Here is a 21,554-nt window from a genome sequence, read left to right as displayed (position 1 = left end):
ATGAACCTTGAAATTCTAAATAACATTGACATCCTCTGCCGCGAAAAGGGCATCGATCGGGACACTTTGATCGAGGCCCTAAAAACAGCAGTTGAGGCGGCTGGTAGAAAAAGATTCCCTCATATTGAAACTCTAAAAGGAAGTTTTGATACTGGAACCGGAGAGGTCCAGATTCTTACCGAAAAAACAGTGGTGGAAACGGTCCGGGACCCAGAACAGGAAATCAGCCTCGAAGATGCTGTCAAGCTGGTACCCGAGGCTGAACTGGGAGAAAAAGTCCTGGCCGCACTGGAATTGGAAAACCTGGGGCGCATCGCAGCGCAGCTGGCCAAACAGGTGATATTGCAAAGATTGCGCGAAGCAGAAATTGAAATCGTTCATAACGAATACAAAAACAAGAAAGGCGACATCCTGAATGGGATCGTCCAGCGAATGGAACATGGAGATATTATCGTCGACCTCGGCAAGGCTGAAGGAATACTGCCAAGGCGCGAGCAGGTGTTTCGGGAATCCTTTAACCGGGGAGAGCGGATACGCGCTTTTGTTTTGGACGTTCGAAAAACGAGTAAAAATGCGCTGGTTATTTTGTCCCGCACCCACGTCGGTTTGATCAAAAGACTATTTGAACTGGAAGTTCCTGAAATCGGTGAAGGCATGGTTGAGATCATGGGTATCGTTCGCGAACCCAACGGCCGCACCAAGATTGCCGTCCGCTCAACCGACCGCGAAATCGATGCGGTGGGTGCCTGTGTTGGAATGCGGGGTATGCGAGTACAATCCATTGTTCAAGAACTTCGGGGCGAAAAGATAGATATCGTGGAGTACTCGGAAGATCCTGAACTGTTCATCCGCAATGCCCTGAGCCCTGCAAAAATCTCCCGCATCATGATGGATCGTGACAACAAAACCATGACCATCATTGTTGCCGATGATCAAATGTCATTGGCTATTGGGAAAAAAGGGCAAAATGTTCGCTTGGCGGCCAAGCTGGTCAAATGGAAAATTGACATCAAGGGTGAGTCTGAAAGTGTGGGGCTTAATTTTGCTGAAGCCTTCCTTTCGAACAAAGCAGCCGATACGAGCGAAGACTTTTTAACATTGTTAAAAGATGCAAAAGGTTTCGGAGAAAAAGTAGTTTCAATTTTATTTGCCCAGAATGTTGTGAACGTTGAACAAATTCTGGAAATGGGAGCGGATGGCCTCAAGGAATTACCAGGTATTGGACCCAAAAAAGCTGAAGCCATTTTTGAATTCGCCCAGGATAACAAACCAGAGGAAGCCCCACCAGAAACCACAGAGGTTAAAAGTCCACCACCTAAACAGGACGACTCACTGGTTTACACAGCACCTTCCCTGACCACGGACACCGGGTCTCTGTTTGATTCAGCAATGGCTGCTGCAGGTGCAGAGCTGGAAGCCAGTGGATTACCAGATATTCCGGAAGAAAAACCAGGTTCAGAAGAACCTGATGATGGGGCTGAAGAAGAGGATCAAGATCCTCCGGTGAGTGATTTACCAGGAGCTGATCCGGTGCTGGTTGAGCTTCTGATGAATAATGGGTTTCAGACTATTGCCGAACTTTCTGTCACCCCCGTGGAAGAGCTCCTGGCCATCGAAGGAGTTGAAGCGGAAGCCGCCCAGCAGGTGTTGGAGTTGGCGAAAACACACATGGAAAATTTTGAGAACGCGTAGCGTCGAAAGGTTGTCGATTGCCTAAAATTCGTATTAACAAACTGGCTCTGGAGCTTGACATCCAGAACGATCTCATCATTGATGAGCTGAAAAAGCAGGACATCCCTGTCAAGAATTACATGAGCTCCATTGATGAGGAGGCCGCAAACCACATAAGGGAAGTATTTTCGCCTGAACCAAAAACAAAGCCGAAAGCGAAGGCAAAAGCCAAAACAAAAGCCAAGGCGAAAACCAAAGCAAAAGCCAAGGCGAAAACAACCACCAAGGCGACCACAAAAGCTACCGCAAAATCTACGGCCAAAGCAACTCCCAAGGCTAAAAAAGCGGATACGGGTACTACCAAAAAGGCAACGGTTGCCAAAGCTGGCACTGATGAAAAGAAACCCGCTACCACCAAAAAAGCCGTTGCAGAACCGGTTGCAACAAAAAAACCCAAAGTCACTCCCAAGTCAGACGCCAAACCTGTAAAAAAACAGGAAACCAAAAAGGTAGAAGCTGACATTTCCAAATCCAAGCCAGGAAGAAAACTTGGGCTGAAAATAGTTAAGAAAGAGGAATTGGAAGCCCAGGAAAAGGCCGCAAAAGAAAAAGCTGCCGCCGAAAAGGCTGCAAAAGAAAAGAAAGCAAAAGACCTCCAAAAAGAAAAATCAAATCGAGAAGCTCGACGGGCTAAAAAAGAAAAAGAATCCAAACCTGAACCGAAACAGGAAACTGAAACTGAAGGTTTCGAAACCGTCCAGTTATCCGACGACATGTCACTGCGGGATTTAGCTGAGGCCTTAAAATGCTCTCCTAATGAAATCATCAAGGACTTGATGTTGATGGGCATCCTGGCTACTATCAACCAGAGCCTGGACATAGATATCTCCTCAAAAATAGCCGACCAACGCGGATTTGAAGTTGAGGTCATCACTCCTGAGTCTGAACTTGATTTTGAAGAGACCGAAGATGACAAGGAAGGTGACCGGATTCCAAGGCCCCCCATTGTGACCATCATGGGCCATGTGGACCATGGTAAAACTTCTCTCCTGGATTCAATTCGAAAAACCAGTGTCACCGATACCGAACACGGAGGGATCACCCAGCACATCGGTGCCTATCAGGTCAAGGTAAACAAACAATCACTCACCTTTCTTGATACACCGGGTCATGAAGCGTTCACCGGAATGCGAGCTCGTGGTGCGCAGGTAACGGATATCGTTGTTCTGGTTGTGGCTGCAGACGATGGTATGAAACCTCAGACTAAAGAGGCTATCGACCACGCCCGGGCTGCAAACGTTCCTATTGTGGTGGCCATCAATAAAATAGACAAACCCGACGCCAAGCCGGACGAGGTCAAAAAACAATTAGCGGATTACGGCTTATTGCCTGAAGACTGGGGCGGACAAACCATCTTCACCCAGGTTTCGGCAATGACCGGTGAAGGGCTCGATCACCTTTTGGAATTACTTCTCTTGCAGGCAGAAATTCTTGAAATCAAGGCCAACCCGAAAATGCGCGGCCGAGCGGTTGTGATTGAATCGCACCTCGACAAGGGGCGCGGGCCTGTGGCAACGGTCATTATTGAAAGAGGGGAATTAAAAATAGGGGACCCCTTTATCGTTGGAAACTATTTCGGGAAAGTCCGGGCTCTTACAAACGATCAGGGGCGCAATATCACCAAAGCCACACTCGCCATGCCGGTTGAAGTCATCGGGTTACCAGATGTCCCAGAACCCGGCGATCGAATGATGGTAGTCAATGATGAGCGCAAGGCGCGCCAGCTCAGCTCTGCCAGGCTGCAACGGGATCGGGAGCACCAGCTATCGAAGAAACCTCGCATCACACTGGAAGACCTGCATCAACAGATCGAAGATGGAGAAATACAGGAGCTCAATCTCATCATCAAGGCAGATGTTCAAGGTTCCATCGAAGCTGTCAAGGAAGCCGCTTCAAAACTGGAAACAAGGCAAGTGCGCGTCAAGATAATTCATGGTGCCGTTGGAGGAATCACAGAATCAGATATTCTTCTGGCAACTGCTTCCAATGCTTTCGTGATTGGTTTCAACATCCGCCCGACAGAAAAAGCGAAGGCTCTGGCTGAACGGGAAAATGTAGACGTCCGTCTGTACAGTGTCATCTATGATGCCATCAACGACATGAAAGCCGCAATGGAAGGGATGCTCGCACCAACGTTTAAAGAGCAAATCACCGGACGCGTTGAGATTCGTGAAATTTTTAATATTCCAAAACTCGGAACGGTCGCTGGCTGTTACGTCCTGTCTGGACAAGTCGAACGTAACAGCAAGGCTCGACTCATTCGAGACAGTGTTGTGATTCACGACGGAAAAATTGGTTCGCTTCGGCGTTTTAAAGACGATGTTAAAGAAGTTGCATCGGGTTACGAATGCGGCCTGATGTTTGAAAAGTTTCCTGATGTCAAACCGGGCGATTTTGTGGAGCCCTATCAGGTTGAAGAAATCAGCACGACCCTGGAGGCTTCGGCAGGAACCACATCGTGAAGATCGGCTGTTGCCAGATAAAATTCCACCTGCATGGAAACAATTCCCTTAAAGGGAAACGCAAGGTGGTTTCATCCATGAAAGACAGGGTACGCAGCAAATTCAACGTATCCATAGCTGAAACGGGTGACAACGATATCTGGCAAAGTATTGAACTTGGTATCGCCGCAGTGGGGCCCGACCCGCAGTATATTGACGGGCAAATCAAGCAGGTCGTCGAATATCTCGACAAACTGCAACTTGCGGAAATGACTGATTGTAAATTTGAACTGATCCATGTGGGTCATGAGTACCAGTAATACGGAAATGATCGTAGCCAGAAATCATGAAATACAAACGTTCCAAAAGAGTGCAGGAATTACTGCTGGAAGAAATCTCCAAGCTGATCCAGTTCGAGTTGAAGGACCCGCGAATCGGGTTTGCCACCCTGACTGGAGTGAACCTGACCGACAACCTCAAATTCGCCCGTGTGTTTGTCAGCATCATTGGCGACGAGACCCAGAAGCGAGACACGCTGGAAGGACTTCAAAGCGCTCGCGGTTTTATCCGGTCATGGCTTGGGAAAAATCTGAACCTGCGATACGTCCCCGAACTGAATTTTCAACTCGACGAGACAGCGGAAAACGCCCAGAATATTTCACGGTTGCTCAATGAAATCCACCCTGAATAAAGTCGTCAATTTGTACAAGCCTTCCGGACCAACATCCTTCGCCCTGGTGCGTCGAGTCCAGAATTGTGTCTCAGCAACAAAAGCCGGGCACATTGGAACACTCGACCCGCTCGCAGAAGGCGTACTTCCCGTTTGCCTCAACGGCGCAACACGGATCATTCAGTTCATGTCCCGACTTCCCAAAACTTATTTAGCTGAAATGGAACTGGGCAAATCGACAGACACTCAGGATTGCGACGGGCAGGTTCTTGAAACAGGCGACTGGCAACACATCACCGAACAGCAGGTTCGGGAAGTCATGAAAGATCTTGAAGGAGACACCCAACAGGTCCCTCCCATGTTTTCCGCGAAAAAGAAAAACGGTGTTCCACTATACAAACTTGCAAGAAATGGAATCACCGTTAAACGTGAACCGGTGTCCATCCGCCTGCACTCGGTCGAATTTTTAAGCATGGAGGGCAACCGCGTAACGTTTCGCGCCCATTGTTCGGCAGGCACCTACATCCGGACGCTATGTCATGACATGGGCGTCAAGCTTGGGTGTGGTGCACATATGACACGCCTGGTCCGGGAAAAAGTAGGCCCTTTTGACCAGAATTCCTCCATTACACTGGAAAATCTGGACGAAAGCCGGGCCGATGGAACCCTTACAGACAAACTGGTTGAACCCGACCAGGCCCTGCAGTTCATCCCGGAAATCAGAGTGAAACCTGAAGGCGAGTTGGCTGTCACTCATGGCAGACCAATTTTGAAATCTTTTCTGGATGCGGTTCCAGAAAAAATCAACCCTGGAAACTATTACCGTGTCACCCGGTTTGCCGGTGGCCTGATGGCTATTGCTGAACCACTGGTCGATTCCAAACAATTCGATCTGTTGGGCCCGGATGAGGTGGCATTTAAACTTAAACGAGTATTTATCGAACCATGATTAACTGCAATGCATCGGTTGGTTGGAATGTTTTCGCGGGTCCGTTCGGCAGCTTGTCGAACCAGAGAGCGGATCTGCGAAAACATTTTCAACCCGGTGATTGCGACTAATCAGAAACTGGAGGTTATCAAGTGGCTCTCACCAAGGAGAAAAAAAGCGAGATCATCACTAACAACCGTGTCAGCGATGCTGACACTGGTTCTTCTGAAGTGCAAATTGCACTCTTAACTGAACGGCTGAATTACCTTACCGAGCATTTTAAAGAACACAAGAAAGATCATCATTCCCGTAGAGGCTTGATCAAGATTGTAAACCGGCGGAGAAAACTGCTGGACTACCTCAAGAGGGAAGACCTGAATCGTTATCAGGCGATCATCCAACAGCTCGGAATCAGACGCTAATTTTGACTGGAGATAATTGAATGCAAGAAGAAAAAGTCGAAGTCGTAATAGACGGCAAGACCATATCGCTACAATCGGGCTACCTGGCCAAACAGGCTAATGGGTCCGTAATGGTAAGACAAGGCGATACAATGGTCCTCGTCGCTGCGACCATGGCAAACCAGGCACGAGAGGGAATCGATTTTTTCCCACTCACCGTGGATTTTAGAGAAAAAACGTATGCTGCCGGGAGACTCCCCGGAGGCTACCTGAAACGCGAGGCACGTCCTTCCGACAGTGAAACATTGACCTGCCGGTTGATTGACCGCCCTATCCGCCCGCTGTTTCCAAAAGAATTTAAAAACGAAACCCAGGTCGTTTGTTTTGTGGTTTCCCACGACCAGGAACATCAACCGGATGTGATCGCACTAACCGGCGCATCCGCTGCCCTGTTTGTATCAGACATACCGTTTTCCAACCCAATTGCGGGAGCACGCATCGGTCGTATCGACGGAAACCTGGTTTTTAATCCAACCATTGAGGAACTTCCAAACAGCGATCTCAACCTCGTTATGGCCGGATCTGCAGACGCCATCGTTATGGTGGAAGCCGGAGCGAACGAATTGAACGAAGACGATATGCTCGCCGCTCTGGAATTTGGACATGAGAGGATCAAAAAACTTGTGGAGCTACAGCATGAGCTTCGCGCCAAACTTGGTAAAGAAAAAATTGAGATTCCCGAAGCTGAGGTCAACGAAGAACTCAAAGCCAAAGTAACGGAAATGGGGCGATCCAAACTGGAAGAAGCCCTTAAAATTCCGGGCAAACATGAGAGACAGGATGCTATCGACGCCATCAAGGACGAGTTGAAAGAATCTCTCAACCCAGAGGGCGATGATGACATCAAAGCTGAGATCAAATCGTTGTTCCACGATCTGGAGTACGAGCTGGTTCGCGAACAGATCCTGGAAACCAAGGGCCGCGTTGATGGCCGGGGACTGACCGACATTCGCCCCATCTCCTGCCAGATCGGACCACTGCCCCGAACCCATGGTTCGGCAGTCTTTACACGCGGTGAAACCCAGGCTCTCGTAACCACAACTCTCGGAACAACTTCTGATGAGCAACGTATCGACAACCTGGATTTCAAAGGAAGTAAATCCTTTCTCCTGCACTACAATTTCCCGGCGTTTTGTACTGGTGAGGTGAAATTCATCTCTGGACCAGGCCGTCGCGAAATTGGACACGGCATGCTGGCTGAAAGGGCTTTGTCTTCCATGATTCCATCCAAGGAAGAATTCCCCTACACGATCCGGATTGTTTCTGAAATTCTGGAATCCAATGGATCATCTTCTATGGCATCGGTTTGCGGCGGTTCTCTTTCCATGATGGATGCCGGTGTTCCTTTAAAAGCCCCTGTTGCGGGAATCGCCATGGGAATGATCAAGGAAGGCGACCGAATTGCTATCCTGTCTGACATTCTCGGCAGTGAGGATCACCTGGGTGACATGGACTTCAAAGTCACCGGCACAGAAAAGGGCATCACGGCTTTGCAGATGGACATCAAAGTCTCAGGCCTCAGCAAGGAAATCATGGCATCCGCCCTTCAGCAGGCTAAAGAAGGACGGCTGCATATTTTAGGTGAAATGGCCAAGGCGCTGGATGCTCCACGCACCGAGATGTCCAAGTACGCACCGCGCGTCACCACGATGAAAATTCCGACTGATAAAATCCGCGACGTCATTGGACCGGGCGGCAAAGTCATTCGCGAGATCATCGAGAAAACCGGTGTTGCTATCGACATTGAAGACAGCGGTAAGGTCACCATCGCTTCCGCGGATCAGGAAGCTTCTGAAAAAGCACAAAAATACATCGAAGATCTTGTTCAGGAAGTGGAAGTTGGAAAAATTTACCTGGGCAAGGTGAAAAAGATTATGGACTTCGGTGCCTTTGTTGAAATTTTACCGGGTACCGACGGACTGGTGCATATTTCACAAATCTGCGACCGACGTATTCAGAAGGTCAACGACGAAATTTCTGAAGGCGACGAAATTGTTGTCAAAGTCATCGACGTAGACCGCAACGGCAAGGTGAAGCTCAGCCGGAAAGAGGCTATGCGCGACGAAGCCGCGGCAGCACAGGCCTGATCTTCACAATAAAAAGTATCTAGTAAAAAATGGGCGCAGGGTCTTTGGACTCTGCGCCTTTTTATTTGGGCTTTGAACAATCACAACCAGACGATAAACAGATAAAGGTTAACGTTTCCTATGGTAATGACTCTTTACCAAGGCATTGTTCAATACATCAGTCTTAGCGTGTTTGAATTTCAAGGGTTCGGCCAATTTACCAAATAATGGGTAGCCACCGCCAAGCACCACGGGTATTCGCGTTATGATCATTTCATCGATTAAGTCACTAGCCAAAAACCTTTGTATGGTAATACCGCCATCTATATATAAATTCTTGTATCCCCGATGATTCAACTCTTCAACCACCGCTAATGGTTCACCCTTTATCAGTTTTACTCTTCTACTCAAACTTTCTGCTGAAATTTCTTTCAGAGTCGCGCTGATTACAAATACCGGTTTTTCATAGGGCCATTCTCCAATAGAAACTACTTTCTCAAAAGTGTTTCGGCCCATAAGAATTGCATCGACACCACTCATAAACTCACCCCAACCATAATCGCTCTGATCAGGGTTTGGAGTTTCATTCAGCCAGTCTAATCCGCCATCAGGTGTTGCAATATAGCCATCCAGACTCACCCCAATATAAATAACATTTGCCACACAGTACTCCCATTCAAAATAGTGAAAAACCTTCCTTTAAACCAATCTAAAATTTTCCTATTCGAAAGCCAGGTTCCAGGAACCGAGGTCGTCCAGTAAATCGTGCCGGGTGAGATCGCAATGGATAGGGGTAATGGAGATATAACCACTTTCAACAGCTTCACAGTCAGTGCCGCCCTCGGCATCCGAAAAGGTCATTTCCCCGGCCAACCAGTAATATATATTGTTGCGGGGATCGATTCTTTTATCGAACGCTTCGATCACACGTGACTGTCCCTGCCGCGTCACCACCACACCTTTTATCTGCTCTTTTGGAATTGCAGGGACGTTGATATTCAGCGCGACTCCCTCCGGCAACCCCCTCTTAAGAACCATTGGGTAAATCTGACGGATAAATTCTGCCGCAATTGAAAATTCCTTACTCTCCCAGGAATTAAGGGAAACCGCTATGGAGGGGACTCCCATGATCGCGGCCTCCGTTGCTGCTGAAACGGTCCCGGAATAAATAACGCAGGACCCCATATTACTCCCCTGGTTCACACCGGAGATCACAAGTTCTGGAGGCTCGGGAAGCAGTTCAGTAATGGCTATTTTGACACAATCGGCAGGGGTTCCAGAAACCGCGTAACCCAGCAAGTGTCCATCCTCCTTCATCTCTTTTACTTTAAGTGGAGTTGCCAGGGTAATGGCGTGGCCCACCGCACTTTGTTCCGTTTCCGGGGCAATGATGATTGCTTCGCATTCGGGGGACAAGGCTTCCCATACAGCGCGGAGCCCCGGGGCGTTAAATCCATCGTCGTTGGTCAGTAGTATCATAATAAATAAAAAAGGCGGGACCACAAGGTCCCGCCTCTTTCCAGTTCAGGGAAATCAGAACCCTATAAAAAAATTCGCTTAGTTGTTCTTTTCAAAATAATCCTGAGAACCTACAGGGTCAGGTTTCATGGCGTCTTTACCCTTGGACCAGTTTGCCGGGCAAACCTCACCATTGTTTTCAAAATGCTGCAGACTGTCTACCATTCGAAGCGCTTCGTCAATATTACGTCCGAGCGGCAGGTTATTAACCAATTGATGCTGAACGATCCCTTCCTTGTCAATCAGGAACAGGCCGCGAAAAGCAATTCCACCATCAGCCAGAACATCGTAGGCACGGCTGATGTTTTTATCCAGATCTGCTACCAGCGGGTAATCAATCTGACCCAATCCACCCTTCTTCCGGTCGGTATTCCTCCAGGCAAGATGGGAAAAATGACTGTCGATTGAAACACCGATCACCTGAGTATTACGAGATTCGAAGTCCTTCACCTGTTCTGAAAACTGTACAATTTCCGTCGGGCACACGAAGGTAAAGTCCAGCGGATAGAAAAACAGGACAACGTACTTTCCTTTATAGTCTGAAAGCTTAAGCTCTTTAAAACTGCCATCAGGCATTACGGCTTGAGCTGAAAAATCCGGTGCAGGTTTGGATACTAAGGTTGGCATTGTTCACTCCTTCAAAATTAAAAACATTAGAAAATGGACCAAAGGGAAAACCGGAAACCCAGAGTATTCTATTCACTCAGACTCTGGCAGTTCCGTTCCCCAAAACTTATTCAAGTATTGAGTAAAGGGGTTTCTTGACAGGTTTTCCCGGCATTCGTACAATGATTTAAAGCCTGGATTTCCTCAATCATAGAGTCATTTAGATGGCATCTCAAGCCCAAAGATTCAAAAAATGAACCAACCTCAGCCCCACAGCGTTTCCCCCTTTTATTACCTATTTTGCTCAGAATTCCGGAGAATTACCTTGGCTTCCTCCATAAAAACAGGCCTTCCGGGGCTGTATTCATGAACATACTCTTTCTTGGAACCGGTACTTCCACAGGAGTGCCCACTCTTTGCTGCCCCTGTGAGGTATGCCAATCCAATCATTGGAAAAACAAGCGCCTGAGGTCCTCCATCCTGATTCGAAACGGGGATTACCATCTGCTTATTGACACTTCCAGCGACCTGCGCCAGCAATGCCTGAAAAACAACATCACCCGTCTTGATGCCGTTCTTTACACCCATCACCATGCGGATCACGTCAACGGCATTGACGAGTTAAGGTGCTTTAACTATTTCAACAAAACACGGACCCCTCTCTATGCCAGCGCTTCTACTCTGGCTCAACTTAAAAGCAGCTTCCAATATATTTTTTCAAATGGAAAAGCCGAAGGGGGCGGTGTGTCCCAGGTGGACCCGGTTGAAATTGATGGTGCCCCACTTGAACTAGGTGGGCTATCAATCCTTCCATTGGATGTTGAGCATGGAAGCATGATGATAAAAAGCTTCCGCATTGAAGACGCCGCATATCTCACCGATTGCAGTGGAATTCCTGAACCCACAATGGAGGCTCTGCAAGGATTGGAAATTCTGATCATCAATGCACTCGGGTTCAAGTCACACCCAACTCATTTTTGTCTGAGTCAATCACTTGAAGCCATTGAACAACTGAAACCCAAACGGGCTTACCTCACGCATATTAACCATCAGTTTGATCATGACACGGTAAACGCCACACTCCCTGACAATGTGGAACTGGCTTTTGATGGGATGGAAATCAATCTGGGTGATAACAGTTAGTCGAGATCAAAATCTCTCAACGGCTTGTCGGTCGAAGTTTTATCAACCTTTTTCTGAGCCTCATTGAACATTTCGTCGAGAAGGCGGGAGCGTTCTTTTTGAAGGCTGTTTTGTTTCTTGAATTGCCCTTCGCTTTCTTTTTTATGATTCTCGTACCCCTTTAGCATTTCCGAAAATGACTGGTGCTCTTTTTGTTTTTCCTCTTTCCAAAGCACCTCACCGGTCTTTTTATCGACTTTCAACTTGGCATCGCAACAGGGACAAACGACTTCCAGTTTTCCTTTACTCATTTTGCATCCTTAAAAGAGTCTCTACAGATCAAACAGGTTTACCTCATGCTCTCAATAGATCCAAAACAATTGGCAGGCAATTTATGCCCCACCCAATAGTTATAACCGGCTGAATTATAACAAAATTAGCAAGAGCAAAACAATCCGCCTTCCAAACGTGGCATTTTTTCCACTCCCTGCTTACAATGATTTTATCAGCAAACACATGAGGGGTTTATGACCAGAGGATTTTTTATCACCGGAACAGACACTGAAGTGGGCAAAACGGTGGCGACTGCAGTTCTTCTCCTATGGCTGAAAACCCGGGGCGAGAACCCCGGTGTGATGAAGCCAGTCGAATGCGGTGTCGACCCGGAATGCTTTTCAGCGTCTAATTCCGACGCACGTTTTCTGATGGAAACCGGCGGTGTAGAAGATAACGATGTTGAGGTCTGCCCGTTCCGTTTTAAGGCCCCGACATCACCCTACCAAGCAGAGTTTTCCGAAGGGAGGTCAGTTGACCTGGATTCTATCATTTCAGCTTTCAACAAACTAAAAGACCGACACAGTTGTATGCTGGTTGAAGGAATAGGAGGATTGATGGTTCCGTTAACCTCAGAAACTGTTGTCGCCGATCTTGCCGCGAATCTAAAGTTACCCCTTATTCTTGTGACCCGGTACAGCCTGGGGACTCAAAACCATACCCTTCTGACACTCGAGGCAGCTCGCCAGAAAGGGTTGTCTGTTTCCGGTCTGATATTTAACAAAACCGACCCCACACCGCTCTCCCTGATTGAACAGAGTCAGCCTGCCCTGTTAAGCCAATGGACGGGACTTCCTGTTTTGGCAGAAATACCCTTTATTGAAGAAACAACAGTGAATAATTTAAGCCCAGACCGCATAATAGAAGCTGGTGGTTCTTTAAACTTTCAGCCGTTTCCGACCCCATGAATCCATCGTACCTAAAACTCCAAAACAGTAATTCAAAACGAATTGTCCTTATCGCCATGGGTCTGGTTTTGCTTTTCTCAACACCCTGCCCCACCAATGCCCAATCGAACCAAAAGCTTTTTAAGGGAAATGGACCATGGTATGAAAAGTCACCAAGCGGTGACATCAAACTGTATCTATATTTTTTCTGGTCCAAAGAATGTCCACATTGCCGCCGCGCTAAACCTTTTCTCGAAGATTTACAATCACGCTTTTCCTGGGTCAACCTCCAGCAAAAAGAAGTCACCCAATTCCCGGAAAACAAAGCCCTGTTTGCGGAAATGGTGGACTCACTGGGGGAAACCTCCAGAGCCGTCCCAACCCTTATGTTCTGCGGAGGAATGCTGCAAGGGTTTGACAAGCCAGAAAATTCGGGCGCAGAACTGACTGCCCTGCTGAAGGATTGCCATCAAAAATTAACCGCATTTCTTGCGCCGCCTAAAAAATTGCCCGACATACCTCTTAAACGCGCAGAAACAATTGATACTACCTGGTGGTTCACTGGCACCTGGTGGTTTCGGACGGGAGTTTTGATTCTGGTTGTCTGCACATGGGCTTTTTGGCGAACCAATCGACTTAAAAAATAATCTTCTGGTTGACGGCTGACATAATTTTAATTTCAATGAGGTCACAAATGGCTTTCCATGGTAAATTAGCGGCCATGCTGATCCAAATATTAAAATCCTCGCAGCTTCCAGCCCTTCTTATTCTTCTCAGCCTGGCCTCAGGCTGTGCGACCGACCACCGCGTTAACATCAACCCGGAATTGTACCTGCGCGAAAACGACATGGGCCAGGGAATGAAGGTTAGCGTCAAGGTGATTGATAAAAGAGCCCGCCGCGCCATTTTTGAAAAAGACTCGGGTCTCAAAACACCCTTGGTGGGGCCCCTTGGAAAAGTCAATATATACCCCAAGGGTTCAGTTGATGATCCTATTGAAACCCAGGTACGAAATGGGTTGAGGAGATTGGGGTTCTTGCCCGTCGAGTCAAATCAGGAAGCTGACCGCAGATTAGAAGTTCAAATTTTACATCTTCGGATGCTCACTAATTTTGAAGACCCCAAAATCAAAATCCCCCAAAAGAAGGTCCGGTTAAGAACGGCTCTTGGAGTGCTTGCCAGTAAACCTGACAAGAAATACAAAAAGCTATACCAGACTTATCAGGATAAATCGCAAAACCTCCTCACCGGGGAATTCAAGAATGAGCAATTCATCAACAACGCCATCTCCCTGACCCTTCAAAAAATGTTCGAGGACCCTGCATTCCGACTGTTTTTAAGTCCTGAAGAATAGCGACACTAAAACTATCTCCCAAACTGCCCGGGTGGTTTTCTTACAAACAATCTCACCTCGAATTTTAATTTTATTAACATTTCAAAATTTAAATCCACTTCGTTAAACTCAGGTGATTTTTCCTTTACATTCCATTTCCCTTGGAACATTCCCTCCATCTCATTATAAAATCAGGGGTTTTGGGTTTATTTTGGCTTGCCAAAACTTATTAGATTTGATAGCCTGAAATAACTCTTTGGGTGGTAAAATCCACCTTTGAGAGCCTGCCCTGGGTGGAGGGAAAGGCATACCCATACATTTTCAAAAAGATTTCAACTTCAAGCCTTATCAGAAATCAGGCCTATTGAACGTTCGAATTGAACAGGGAGCTATACGGTCGCCGTGGATTCAAAACAACTTCCCCTAGCAGAAGAAGCCCTTCAAAACATCCCCCCCCATCAGCGTAAAAATAAAATCATCTCCGTACTTAAGGAGAAATTTGATTTTCAGAGTGCTCACCTTCGTACCACGAACAATAAAGGTGACGGCATTCTGTCCAAATGTTTCAACTACGACGCTCCAAACCAGGTCAAGGAACTCGACATTTACCCCTTCTTCAAGGTTATCGAGGGAATGAATGGAGCGCGTGTGACCATTGACGGAAAAGACCTCGTAACAGTCTCAACCAACAATTACCTGGGGCTCACTCACGATATTCGCGTCATCGAATCCAGTCAAAAAGCATTGACCGATTTTGGATCCGGCTGCACTGGCAGTCGTTTTTTGAATGGCACATTGAGTCTTCATAAAACCCTTGAAAAAGAACTATCCGAATTCATCAGTCAGGAAGACTGTATCGTCATGTCTACCGGCTACCAGGCCAATCAGGGAACTATCGCCTGCCTCCTTGGACGACAGGACATCGCTTTTTCAGACCGGGAAAATCACGCAAGTATTTACGAAGGTTGTGCTGTAGCACCCGGAAAGACGGTTCGTTACCATCACAATGACATGGACCACCTGGAACATCTGCTGAAGAAATTTTCTGATGTCGACGGAAAGTTGATAATCACCGATAGTGTCTTCAGCATGAGTGGCGATATTGCTAATTTGCCCGGGATCGTGAAACTGGCACGGGACTATAAAGCCAACGTCATGGTGGATGAGGCGCATGGACTGGGTGTCATGGGCAACAGAGGGCAGGGACTCACCCACTATTACAATCTTGAAAAGGAAATCGACCTTTATGTTGGCACCTTTTCAAAAAGTCTTGGTTCCATCGGCGGGTTTGTCGGTGGCAATGCAAAAATAACGGAATACATCAGGCACAAAGCCTCCGCTTTTATTTTTACCGCAGCCCTCCCCCCGGCTTCAGTTGCAGGGGTGACCCGGGCGCTGGACATTCTGATCAGCGAACCCGAGCGTCTCAACCGTTTGCAGGACAATACGGCCTACATCAAAAAAGGGTTTTTCGATATGGGATTCCAGATCAACAACAATCAGGTTCCCATTGTTCCCATCAAAATTGGTGATGAAACCTTGACGCTTTACTTCAATAAACTCCTGTTTGAAAATGGGATTTTTGCCGGTGTAGCAGTTTCCCCAGTAGTTCCTCCCTTCCATGCGATGATCCGCAGTAGTTATACCAGTTGTCACACGCGACAAGAACTGGACCACATCCTCGCAACCTTTAAAAAACTCGGGACCGATCTCGGCATCATTGCACAGTAGATATGGGCTGGGAGGTTTTAAAGGTATCCACTCCCGGTGACCTGACTCGTTTCCTGAGAGTTCCCCACCAGATTTACCAAAACGACCCGAATTATATTTTTCCACTGGAATTTGAACGGCGTAAGTTCCTCAATCCTTCCTGCAATCCTTTTTTCGATCACGCGGAAGCAGATCATTTTCTATTAAAAGACAGTTACGGCCAAATCGCTGGCCGCATTTCAGCCGTTCTCGACCACGCTTCGAATGAATATCACAATGAGAAAGTCGGATTTTTTGGCTTGTTTGAATGCATCAATAATTACGAAGCGGCCAAAGCCCTCCTGGACAATGTAAAAAACTGGTGCAAGGTTAGAAAACTGGACAGCTTGCGCGGTCCTATGAATCTGTCGTCAAACCATGAATGTGGTTTGCTTATAGAAGGGTTTGATTCGCCACCTGCATTAGGAATCACCTACAATCCTGAATACTACGCCGCCCTCCTTGAGCAATGGGGATTTACCAAAGCAAAAGACCTTTTAAACCTGGGCTTAATCCCCATAAAAGTACCCGACTACATGGTAAGAGCCGAGGAAAAGTTGATGAAACGAGGCCGGTTCCAAATTCGAAAAATAAAACCTGACCAATTCAATAAAGAGCTTGATATTATCTGGGATATCTACAACGATGCATGGAGTAAAAACTGGGGATTCGTTCCCATGACGCGAAAAGAATTCTGGTTTGCAGCCAGTGAAATGAAAGCCATTCTGATCCCGGAATTATGTTTCATCGCGGAAATAAACGGGGAGCCTGCCGGGTTTTCATTATCCCTTCCAGATTTCAATCAAACTTTAAAAAAGATAAAGGGAAAACTTTTTCCGTTTGGATTTCGTCACCTTTTATTTGGAAGAAAAAAAGCAGATGCCATCAGGACACTGACCCTTGGAGTGAAAAAAAAATTCCGGCGTCTGGGAATCGATCTCGTATTTTATCGCCGCACCTACCAATGGGGCGTCGATAATAAAATTAACCTGTGTGACCAATCCTGGTTACTCGAAGACAACCCTGCGATTGTTGAGCCAATTAAACGGCTGGGCGGCCAGCAATACAAGCTCCACCGAATTTATGAACGCAATCTCCAATCTTGAGGGAACCGCCGTTCTCGTCACCGGCGGAACGGGTTTCATCGGAAGCCATCTGGTAGAAGCCCTCATCAATCGGGGCTGCCGTGTTCATTGTATTGTCAGAAAATCTTCAAATTTAAAATGGCTCCCCACTCAAAACATCACCCTGCATGAAACTGATATCACAAACCCGGAATTACCCGACGATTGTCTCAATGAAATTCAACATGTGTTTCATTGTGCAGGCCTTACCTCCGCCAAAACCCGGCAGGATTACTTTGAGGTGAACGCGGATGCCTGCCGAGCCCTATTCGAACTTTTGATACCCCATGCTGATCACTTGAATTCGATCATCCACTTAAGCAGCCTCGCCGCTATAGGGCCTTCCCCCAATCCTCCGGATCCTGTGAACGATGAGACCCCCTGTCATCCCGTCACTCATTATGGAAAATCAAAGCTCGCAGGAGAAAAAATCGCTCTCGAATACTGTGAACGACTGCCAATGGTGGTGATTCGACCTCCTGTGGTTTACGGTGAAAGAGAACAGAACTTTTTTTCCTACCTCCAGAAGCTAAAACAGGGATGGCGCATACAAGTTGGGAATGAACCGAGACACCTGTCGATCGTTAATGTACACGACCTTGTGAAAGCCATTTTATTGGCCGCTGAGTCTCCTGAAAAAGAAAACCCCGTTTATCTGGTAACAGATGGCGAGGTTTATTCATGGGAAGAGGTGTCTCGAATTGCCTCGAATATTCTCAATGTCAATCCCAGAAAGCTGACCCTGCCTTTAAGCCTCATCCGTTTTGCAGGTATGGTCTCCGAAATGAAAGGCGCTTTGTTGAATCAACCTGCGTTTCTGGATAGACAGAGAGTTAAAGATATTCGCCAGCTAGCCTGGACCGCATCGGCAGATAAGTTTTTCAACGCTTATGATTTTCGTCCGGAATATTCGTTAGAAAGAGGGCTAAAAATCACCCTCGACTGGTACAAGGAAAAGGGATGGCTGTGAACAATTCCAAAGACGAAATAACTTCCCATGTCCTTGATGATCTTGTCGAACCCATAAATCGATACGCGCACGTCCCGATAGCCGGAGCTTTGGTCAAACCCTTAACATATACACCGATCACCCCAAATCAAGTAACTCTGGTTTCCGTTTTATTTGGATTGGCAGCGGCCTGGGAATTCAGCCTGGGAAACGTTGAAGGGCTGTTGGTAGGGGGCCTGTTATTTGAAGCCAGTTTAATTCTTGATTGTGTCGACGGCCAACTGGCCAGAGCTAAAAACATGGCGAGTGATCTCGGACGATTGATCGATGGAGTCGGGGGTTATATTGCCAACCTGGGTGTTGTGGTGGGTATTGGTCTCGGTTTCTCTGAAACAATCCCCACTCTGTTCGGGCTGACCTTCATCACTATTTTGAGAGCCATCGCCTACGATTATTCTAAACAGGCAATGACCGCCCGAATCAAGGATGGAGAAGATTGGGCTCAAATGGAACAAGACAAAATCGAATCCCAGATGAAATCCACTCCATCAGTGTTACTTACGTTGTATCATGGGTATCTCAGGTTTCAGCGCATGGTATTTGAAGGACGTTCTGGTGCAGCTAATTCTTCAAAAAAATCATGGCCCACAGATCAAAGGATTGCATTCTATAAGGCCAACAAAAAGGTTTTATCTCTTTGGAAATGGAACGGACCAGACCTCGTTTTTTTTATTATGGCCTTAGGTGGAGTGACAGGCAGTCTACCGGCACTACTTTTGCCTTTGACAATAATTGCCGCTGCCCAGTTAATCTTAACCCTTTACATCCACAACACCCGGATACGGTATGAGACGTCTTCTTAACTGGTGCTTTCTCAAAGTCACGCACAGAGCCCCGGGCAGGGTATTGCTCATTGGTTTGATATTAAGCGCAATTTCTATCTGGGTCGCCAAAGACCTTCGCTATGACTCTCGAATGGATAACCTGTTGCCGCAGGAGCTGGAACTGGTCCAGGAATTTCATCAGGTAGTCGATAAAACTGGCGGATCCGGACCGCTGGTGGTGGTCCTGGAAGGACTGGAGCAGGCTAAGGCGCCTCCCGTTTTAAAAGTTCTGGCCGAAAGGTTATCTAATGTGGAGGGAACGCGGTTTGTTGACTGGAAATTACCAAAAGAGTTTCTGGATAACCGGCAGCTTCTTCTGGCTTCTGTTTCAGACCTGAAAAAACTTGAAAACCTGATGATCGGCGCGGTGGAATTTGCCCGCACTTCTTTCAGTAATTTTTTCGGCAGCCGGGAATTGTACAATCCGGGCGAGTTGCAATCGCTTTCAGACGATTACCAGATATTTGATGAGATCAATCCGTTCTACAAGGGGAAAAGCCAGAAACGTTATTACATGTTCGTCCAGCCTAAAGGCGCAGTCACAAATACTGACTTCACCCAACGGTTTGTAGATAACATACGAACCTCTATAGCTGAATCAAAACTGGAGGAACAGCACCCGGGATTGGCTATTCGACTAACTGGGTCGATGATTCCCCGTCTTGAAGAAAGCAAAATCATCATTCAGGATTTGACCCGCGCGGCTATCCTTGCGGCTATCCTGGCAACAGCCTTGATCTTCATCTACACCCGCTCCTGGTTTTCTATCCCGTTCACGATCTTCCCCCTGTTTATTTCTCTGACCTACACCTTCGCCCTGACCCGTCTCATCATAGGCCACGTCAACATCATTTCCGGTTTTCTGGTTGCGATTTTAATGGGTCTGGGAATCGATTACGGAATTCACCTGTATATCCGGTTCAAACAGGAGCTCCTCAAAGGGTTGTCAGTAGAAAAAGCGGTAGAGCTGGTGGTTACACAAGTTGGGCGATCAGGAACGGTAGCGATGTGCACCACTATCGGAGTGTTTTCACTTCTAATTGTTTCGGACTTCAAAGGGTTTTCAGAATTCGGTGTAATAGCTTCGATTGGAATTGTCTGCGCATTTTTTTCCTATTACTTTCTGTTCCCAGCCCAGGTTTTGTTTTACGACAAAATCCATTGGCTACAAAAGCCACAACCTCGTTTATTTTCCTTAAGAATCTCTAATCTCTATAGCAATACCCCCTACTTCCTTTCCGCTTTGTTCGTTCTGTTGATGACGGCGAGCATTTTTCTAATCCCAAAAGTGGAATTTGAATACGACTTTGAAAAGCTTAAGGGAGAATCTCCAGCAGCGGAATACGAAACAGAAACGACGGATGATTTTGGATTCGCTTTTTCACCGACGGTTGTTGTCACGCACAACAAAGAGGACCTGTTCGAAATTCACCGTGCGCTGGAAGAAATCAAAAGAAAATTCGGGGACCAAACCACCATAGGGATTCACTCTTCGCTCAACCTTTTCAGCCAAAGGGAATACGATTCAAAACAGGAAATCCTGAAAAGGATTCAGAAGTTATTTAAGAAAGAAAATGACATCATCGAAATCTCACTAGGGACAACCCGTTTCGAAAAGTTAAAACAACTTGTCAATGCCGATCCTTTTGATGAAAGCGCAATCCCTGAAGTTCTCAAACAACGTTTTGCTGCAGGCGGTGAATATGTTCTCCTGATATTTTCCCCCGCGGACAAAAACTTTTTTGATGTCCGCAATATCTACCAGTTAGATGATGAAATCACAGAGCTCAAATCCAAACTAAAAGAAAAAGGCATCCAGGTTCAGGTGCTGAATGAAAACCTGATTGCTGCCGCCATAATGGACTGGGTCATCGAAAAAGGCCCGATGGCCATGGGAGTCGCGTTGACGCTTGTTTTCATCATCCTCTTGATAGACTTGCGCAACCCGATACTGGCACTTAAAACCTTTCTGCCATTATTTACGGGGCTGGCCTTAACCGGTGCTTTGATGGCCTTATTCAACATCAAACTGAATTTCATCAATATTGTGATGCTACCTTCAATCGTCGGCATCATGATTGACCATTGCATCTATCTTGGGCATCACATACTGGATGACCCTTCATCGGATCCGATCAACTCGGTTAAGGAAACCGGCAGTTCAATCCTGTTGTCCGCCTTGACCAGTCTGGCTGGCTATATGAGCCTGAATGTGGCACACCACGCAGGTATCCGCTCTATTGCAGAGGTAGTCGAAGTTGGCATCATCACCTGCACCATTTGCGCGCTCATCATGCTGCCAGCTCTGTTCGCCTGGAAAAATCACCGTTTGAAGTTTGTCATGTCAAAAAAGGATCTGGAAAAAAATATCGATTGATTTCTTCTATTCAAAATAGATCGCACCACAATCTGGCATTTCACGAATCTCAACCTGTTTCACCTTCACAGCATCGGTATTTAATTTTTTCGAAAGCTCCTTATACACCCAGCAGGCAATGTTTTCGGCTGAAGGATTCAGCTTGTCAAATGGGGGAACATCATTGATCGTCTGGTAATCCAGTTTCGTAAGCAGTTCATCGGTTTCTTTTTTCAGCTCGACAAAATCAATGCCCACTCCCATGGCGTTTACCTCCCGCGCAGAAACGGTAACGGTAGCAGTCCAGTTGTGCCCATGCAGGTTTTCAAATTTCCCGTCAAGATACTTCAGTCTATGGGCTGCAGAAAACCGGGTTGTGGCTATCACTTCATACAT

Annotated in this window: 21 protein-coding genes; 16 read left to right on the top strand and 5 right to left on the bottom strand. The window is 46.9% G+C overall.

Annotated features, from left to right (window positions below; genetic code table 11):
- The 7 genes from nusA (at position 1) to pnp (ending at position 8,318) form a co-directional block, all read left to right on the top strand.
- Positions 1 to 1,692 (top strand): transcription termination/antitermination protein NusA, encoded by a 1,692-nt coding sequence (gene nusA, locus G3M70_12620; protein ID QPJ62672.1) that lies wholly within the window; start codon positions 1 to 3, stop codon positions 1,690 to 1,692.
- A 17-nt stretch (positions 1,693 to 1,709) separates the two neighbouring features.
- On the top strand, positions 1,710 to 4,193 hold the full coding sequence (infB, locus tag G3M70_12615) for a translation initiation factor IF-2 (protein QPJ62671.1): 2,484 nt from the start codon (positions 1,710 to 1,712) through the stop codon (positions 4,191 to 4,193).
- Positions 4,190 to 4,492: a DUF503 domain-containing protein gene (locus G3M70_12610; GenBank protein ID QPJ62670.1), complete on the top strand. Its 303-nt coding sequence runs from the start codon at positions 4,190 to 4,192 to the stop codon at positions 4,490 to 4,492. The genes infB and G3M70_12610 overlap by 4 nt, the downstream gene beginning before the upstream one ends.
- A 26-nt stretch (positions 4,493 to 4,518) precedes the next feature.
- A complete protein-coding gene (gene rbfA / locus G3M70_12605) occupies positions 4,519 to 4,863 on the top strand; it encodes a 30S ribosome-binding factor RbfA (protein ID QPJ62669.1) in 345 nt (114 codons plus the stop codon).
- Entirely contained in the window at positions 4,844 to 5,791 is a 948-nt protein-coding gene (gene truB, locus G3M70_12600; GenBank protein QPJ62668.1) for a tRNA pseudouridine(55) synthase TruB, read from the top strand. Before rbfA ends, truB begins: the two co-directional genes overlap by 20 nt.
- A 131-nt stretch (positions 5,792 to 5,922) precedes the next feature.
- A complete protein-coding gene (rpsO, locus tag G3M70_12595; protein QPJ62667.1) occupies positions 5,923 to 6,192 on the top strand; it encodes a 30S ribosomal protein S15 in 270 nt (89 codons plus the stop codon).
- Positions 6,193 to 6,212: 20 nt separating this feature from the next.
- The gene (pnp, locus tag G3M70_12590) at positions 6,213 to 8,318 is read left to right on the top strand and encodes a polyribonucleotide nucleotidyltransferase (GenBank protein QPJ62666.1); all 2,106 of its coding nucleotides are present in this window, start codon (positions 6,213 to 6,215) and stop codon (positions 8,316 to 8,318) included.
- 108 nt (positions 8,319 to 8,426) lie between these two features.
- On the opposite strand, the gene G3M70_12585 is transcribed toward pnp, so the two are convergent.
- The 3 genes from G3M70_12585 to G3M70_12575 all read right to left on the bottom strand — a co-directional run bounded on the left by G3M70_12585 (position 8,427) and on the right by G3M70_12575 (position 10,442).
- Positions 8,427 to 8,960, bottom strand: a complete 534-nt coding sequence (locus G3M70_12585; protein ID QPJ62665.1) for a dihydrofolate reductase — start codon at positions 8,958 to 8,960, stop codon at positions 8,427 to 8,429.
- Between the two features lie 57 nt (positions 8,961 to 9,017).
- Positions 9,018 to 9,776, bottom strand: coding sequence for a 5'/3'-nucleotidase SurE (gene surE / locus G3M70_12580; protein ID QPJ62664.1), 759 nt, complete (start codon positions 9,774 to 9,776; stop codon positions 9,018 to 9,020).
- A gap of 78 nt (positions 9,777 to 9,854) precedes the next feature.
- Positions 9,855 to 10,442: a peroxiredoxin gene (locus tag G3M70_12575; GenBank protein QPJ62663.1), complete on the bottom strand. Its 588-nt coding sequence runs from the start codon at positions 10,440 to 10,442 to the stop codon at positions 9,855 to 9,857.
- A gap of 345 nt (positions 10,443 to 10,787) precedes the next feature.
- Between G3M70_12575 and G3M70_12570 the strand changes: the two genes are divergently transcribed.
- Positions 10,788 to 11,564: an MBL fold metallo-hydrolase gene (locus G3M70_12570; GenBank protein QPJ62662.1), complete on the top strand. Its 777-nt coding sequence runs from the start codon at positions 10,788 to 10,790 to the stop codon at positions 11,562 to 11,564.
- Here G3M70_12570 and G3M70_12565 read toward each other — a convergent pair.
- Positions 11,561 to 11,854, bottom strand: a complete 294-nt coding sequence (locus G3M70_12565; GenBank protein ID QPJ62661.1) for a 2-nitropropane dioxygenase — start codon at positions 11,852 to 11,854, stop codon at positions 11,561 to 11,563. The genes G3M70_12570 and G3M70_12565 overlap by 4 nt on opposite strands.
- 216 nt (positions 11,855 to 12,070) lie before the next feature.
- On the opposite strand from G3M70_12565, the gene bioD reads away from it, so the two are divergent.
- From bioD to G3M70_12525, 8 genes are all read left to right on the top strand, one after another.
- Complete coding sequence (bioD, locus tag G3M70_12560) at positions 12,071 to 12,784, top strand: dethiobiotin synthase (GenBank protein ID QPJ62660.1); 714 nt, start codon at positions 12,071 to 12,073, stop codon at positions 12,782 to 12,784.
- Entirely contained in the window at positions 12,781 to 13,410 is a 630-nt protein-coding gene (locus G3M70_12555) for a hypothetical protein (GenBank protein ID QPJ62659.1), read from the top strand. Before bioD ends, G3M70_12555 begins: the two co-directional genes overlap by 4 nt.
- Positions 13,411 to 13,457: 47 nt before the next feature.
- Positions 13,458 to 14,117 carry a hypothetical protein gene (locus G3M70_12550; GenBank protein QPJ62658.1) on the top strand — a complete coding sequence of 220 codons (660 nt, stop codon included), beginning with the start codon at positions 13,458 to 13,460 and terminating at the stop codon, positions 14,115 to 14,117.
- A 426-nt stretch (positions 14,118 to 14,543) separates the two neighbouring features.
- Positions 14,544 to 15,827: a pyridoxal phosphate-dependent aminotransferase family protein gene (locus tag G3M70_12545; protein ID QPJ63805.1), complete on the top strand. Its 1,284-nt coding sequence runs from the start codon at positions 14,544 to 14,546 to the stop codon at positions 15,825 to 15,827.
- A 2-nt stretch (positions 15,828 to 15,829) separates the two neighbouring features.
- Complete coding sequence (locus tag G3M70_12540) at positions 15,830 to 16,951, top strand: hypothetical protein (protein QPJ62657.1); 1,122 nt, start codon at positions 15,830 to 15,832, stop codon at positions 16,949 to 16,951.
- Entirely contained in the window at positions 16,929 to 17,939 is a 1,011-nt protein-coding gene (locus G3M70_12535) for an NAD(P)-dependent oxidoreductase (protein QPJ62656.1), read from the top strand. The genes G3M70_12540 and G3M70_12535 overlap by 23 nt, the downstream gene beginning before the upstream one ends.
- Positions 17,930 to 18,781 (top strand): CDP-alcohol phosphatidyltransferase family protein, encoded by an 852-nt coding sequence (locus G3M70_12530; protein QPJ62655.1) that lies wholly within the window; start codon positions 17,930 to 17,932, stop codon positions 18,779 to 18,781. The genes G3M70_12535 and G3M70_12530 overlap by 10 nt, the downstream gene beginning before the upstream one ends.
- A complete protein-coding gene (locus tag G3M70_12525) occupies positions 18,765 to 21,179 on the top strand; it encodes an MMPL family transporter (GenBank protein QPJ62654.1) in 2,415 nt (804 codons plus the stop codon). Before G3M70_12530 ends, G3M70_12525 begins: the two co-directional genes overlap by 17 nt.
- A gap of 6 nt (positions 21,180 to 21,185) precedes the next feature.
- Here G3M70_12525 and G3M70_12520 read toward each other — a convergent pair whose 3' ends face one another.
- Complete coding sequence (locus G3M70_12520) at positions 21,186 to 21,554, bottom strand: 6-carboxytetrahydropterin synthase (protein QPJ62653.1); 369 nt, start codon at positions 21,552 to 21,554, stop codon at positions 21,186 to 21,188.

Source organism: Candidatus Nitronauta litoralis (assembly GCA_015698285.1).
Lineage (GTDB): Bacteria > Nitrospinota > Nitrospinia > Nitrospinales > Nitrospinaceae > Nitronauta > Nitronauta litoralis.
The sequence above is the reverse complement of the archived record's forward strand: the minus strand, read 5'-3'. Positions and strand labels throughout refer to the sequence as shown.

What these genes read in the sequence shown, in the direction of transcription:
- bioD (QPJ62660.1), top strand. Translation starts at nt 12,071, where the DNA reads ATGACCAGAGGATTTTTTATCACCGGAACAGACACTGAAGTGGGCAAA.
- G3M70_12550 (QPJ62658.1), top strand. Translation starts at nt 13,458, where the DNA reads ATGGCTTTCCATGGTAAATTAGCGGCCATGCTGATCCAAATATTAAAA.
- G3M70_12570 (QPJ62662.1), top strand. Translation starts at nt 10,788, where the DNA reads ATGAACATACTCTTTCTTGGAACCGGTACTTCCACAGGAGTGCCCACT.
- G3M70_12530 (QPJ62655.1), top strand. Translation starts at nt 17,930, where the DNA reads ATGGCTGTGAACAATTCCAAAGACGAAATAACTTCCCATGTCCTTGAT.
- truB (QPJ62668.1), top strand. Translation starts at nt 4,844, where the DNA reads ATGAAATCCACCCTGAATAAAGTCGTCAATTTGTACAAGCCTTCCGGA.
- G3M70_12540 (QPJ62657.1), top strand. Translation starts at nt 15,830, where the DNA reads ATGGGCTGGGAGGTTTTAAAGGTATCCACTCCCGGTGACCTGACTCGT.
- G3M70_12575 (QPJ62663.1), bottom strand. Translation starts at nt 10,442, where the DNA reads ATGCCAACCTTAGTATCCAAACCTGCACCGGATTTTTCAGCTCAAGCC.
- G3M70_12555 (QPJ62659.1), top strand. Translation starts at nt 12,781, where the DNA reads ATGAATCCATCGTACCTAAAACTCCAAAACAGTAATTCAAAACGAATT.
- G3M70_12525 (QPJ62654.1), top strand. Translation starts at nt 18,765, where the DNA reads ATGAGACGTCTTCTTAACTGGTGCTTTCTCAAAGTCACGCACAGAGCC.
- G3M70_12535 (QPJ62656.1), top strand. Translation starts at nt 16,929, where the DNA reads ATGAACGCAATCTCCAATCTTGAGGGAACCGCCGTTCTCGTCACCGGC.
- surE (QPJ62664.1), bottom strand. Translation starts at nt 9,776, where the DNA reads ATGATACTACTGACCAACGACGATGGATTTAACGCCCCGGGGCTCCGC.
- G3M70_12565 (QPJ62661.1), bottom strand. Translation starts at nt 11,854, where the DNA reads ATGAGTAAAGGAAAACTGGAAGTCGTTTGTCCCTGTTGCGATGCCAAG.
- G3M70_12520 (QPJ62653.1), bottom strand. Translation starts at nt 21,554, where the DNA reads ATGTATGAAGTGATAGCCACAACCCGGTTTTCTGCAGCCCATAGACTG.
- nusA (QPJ62672.1), top strand. Translation starts at nt 1, where the DNA reads ATGAACCTTGAAATTCTAAATAACATTGACATCCTCTGCCGCGAAAAG.
- pnp (QPJ62666.1), top strand. Translation starts at nt 6,213, where the DNA reads ATGCAAGAAGAAAAAGTCGAAGTCGTAATAGACGGCAAGACCATATCG.
- rbfA (QPJ62669.1), top strand. Translation starts at nt 4,519, where the DNA reads ATGAAATACAAACGTTCCAAAAGAGTGCAGGAATTACTGCTGGAAGAA.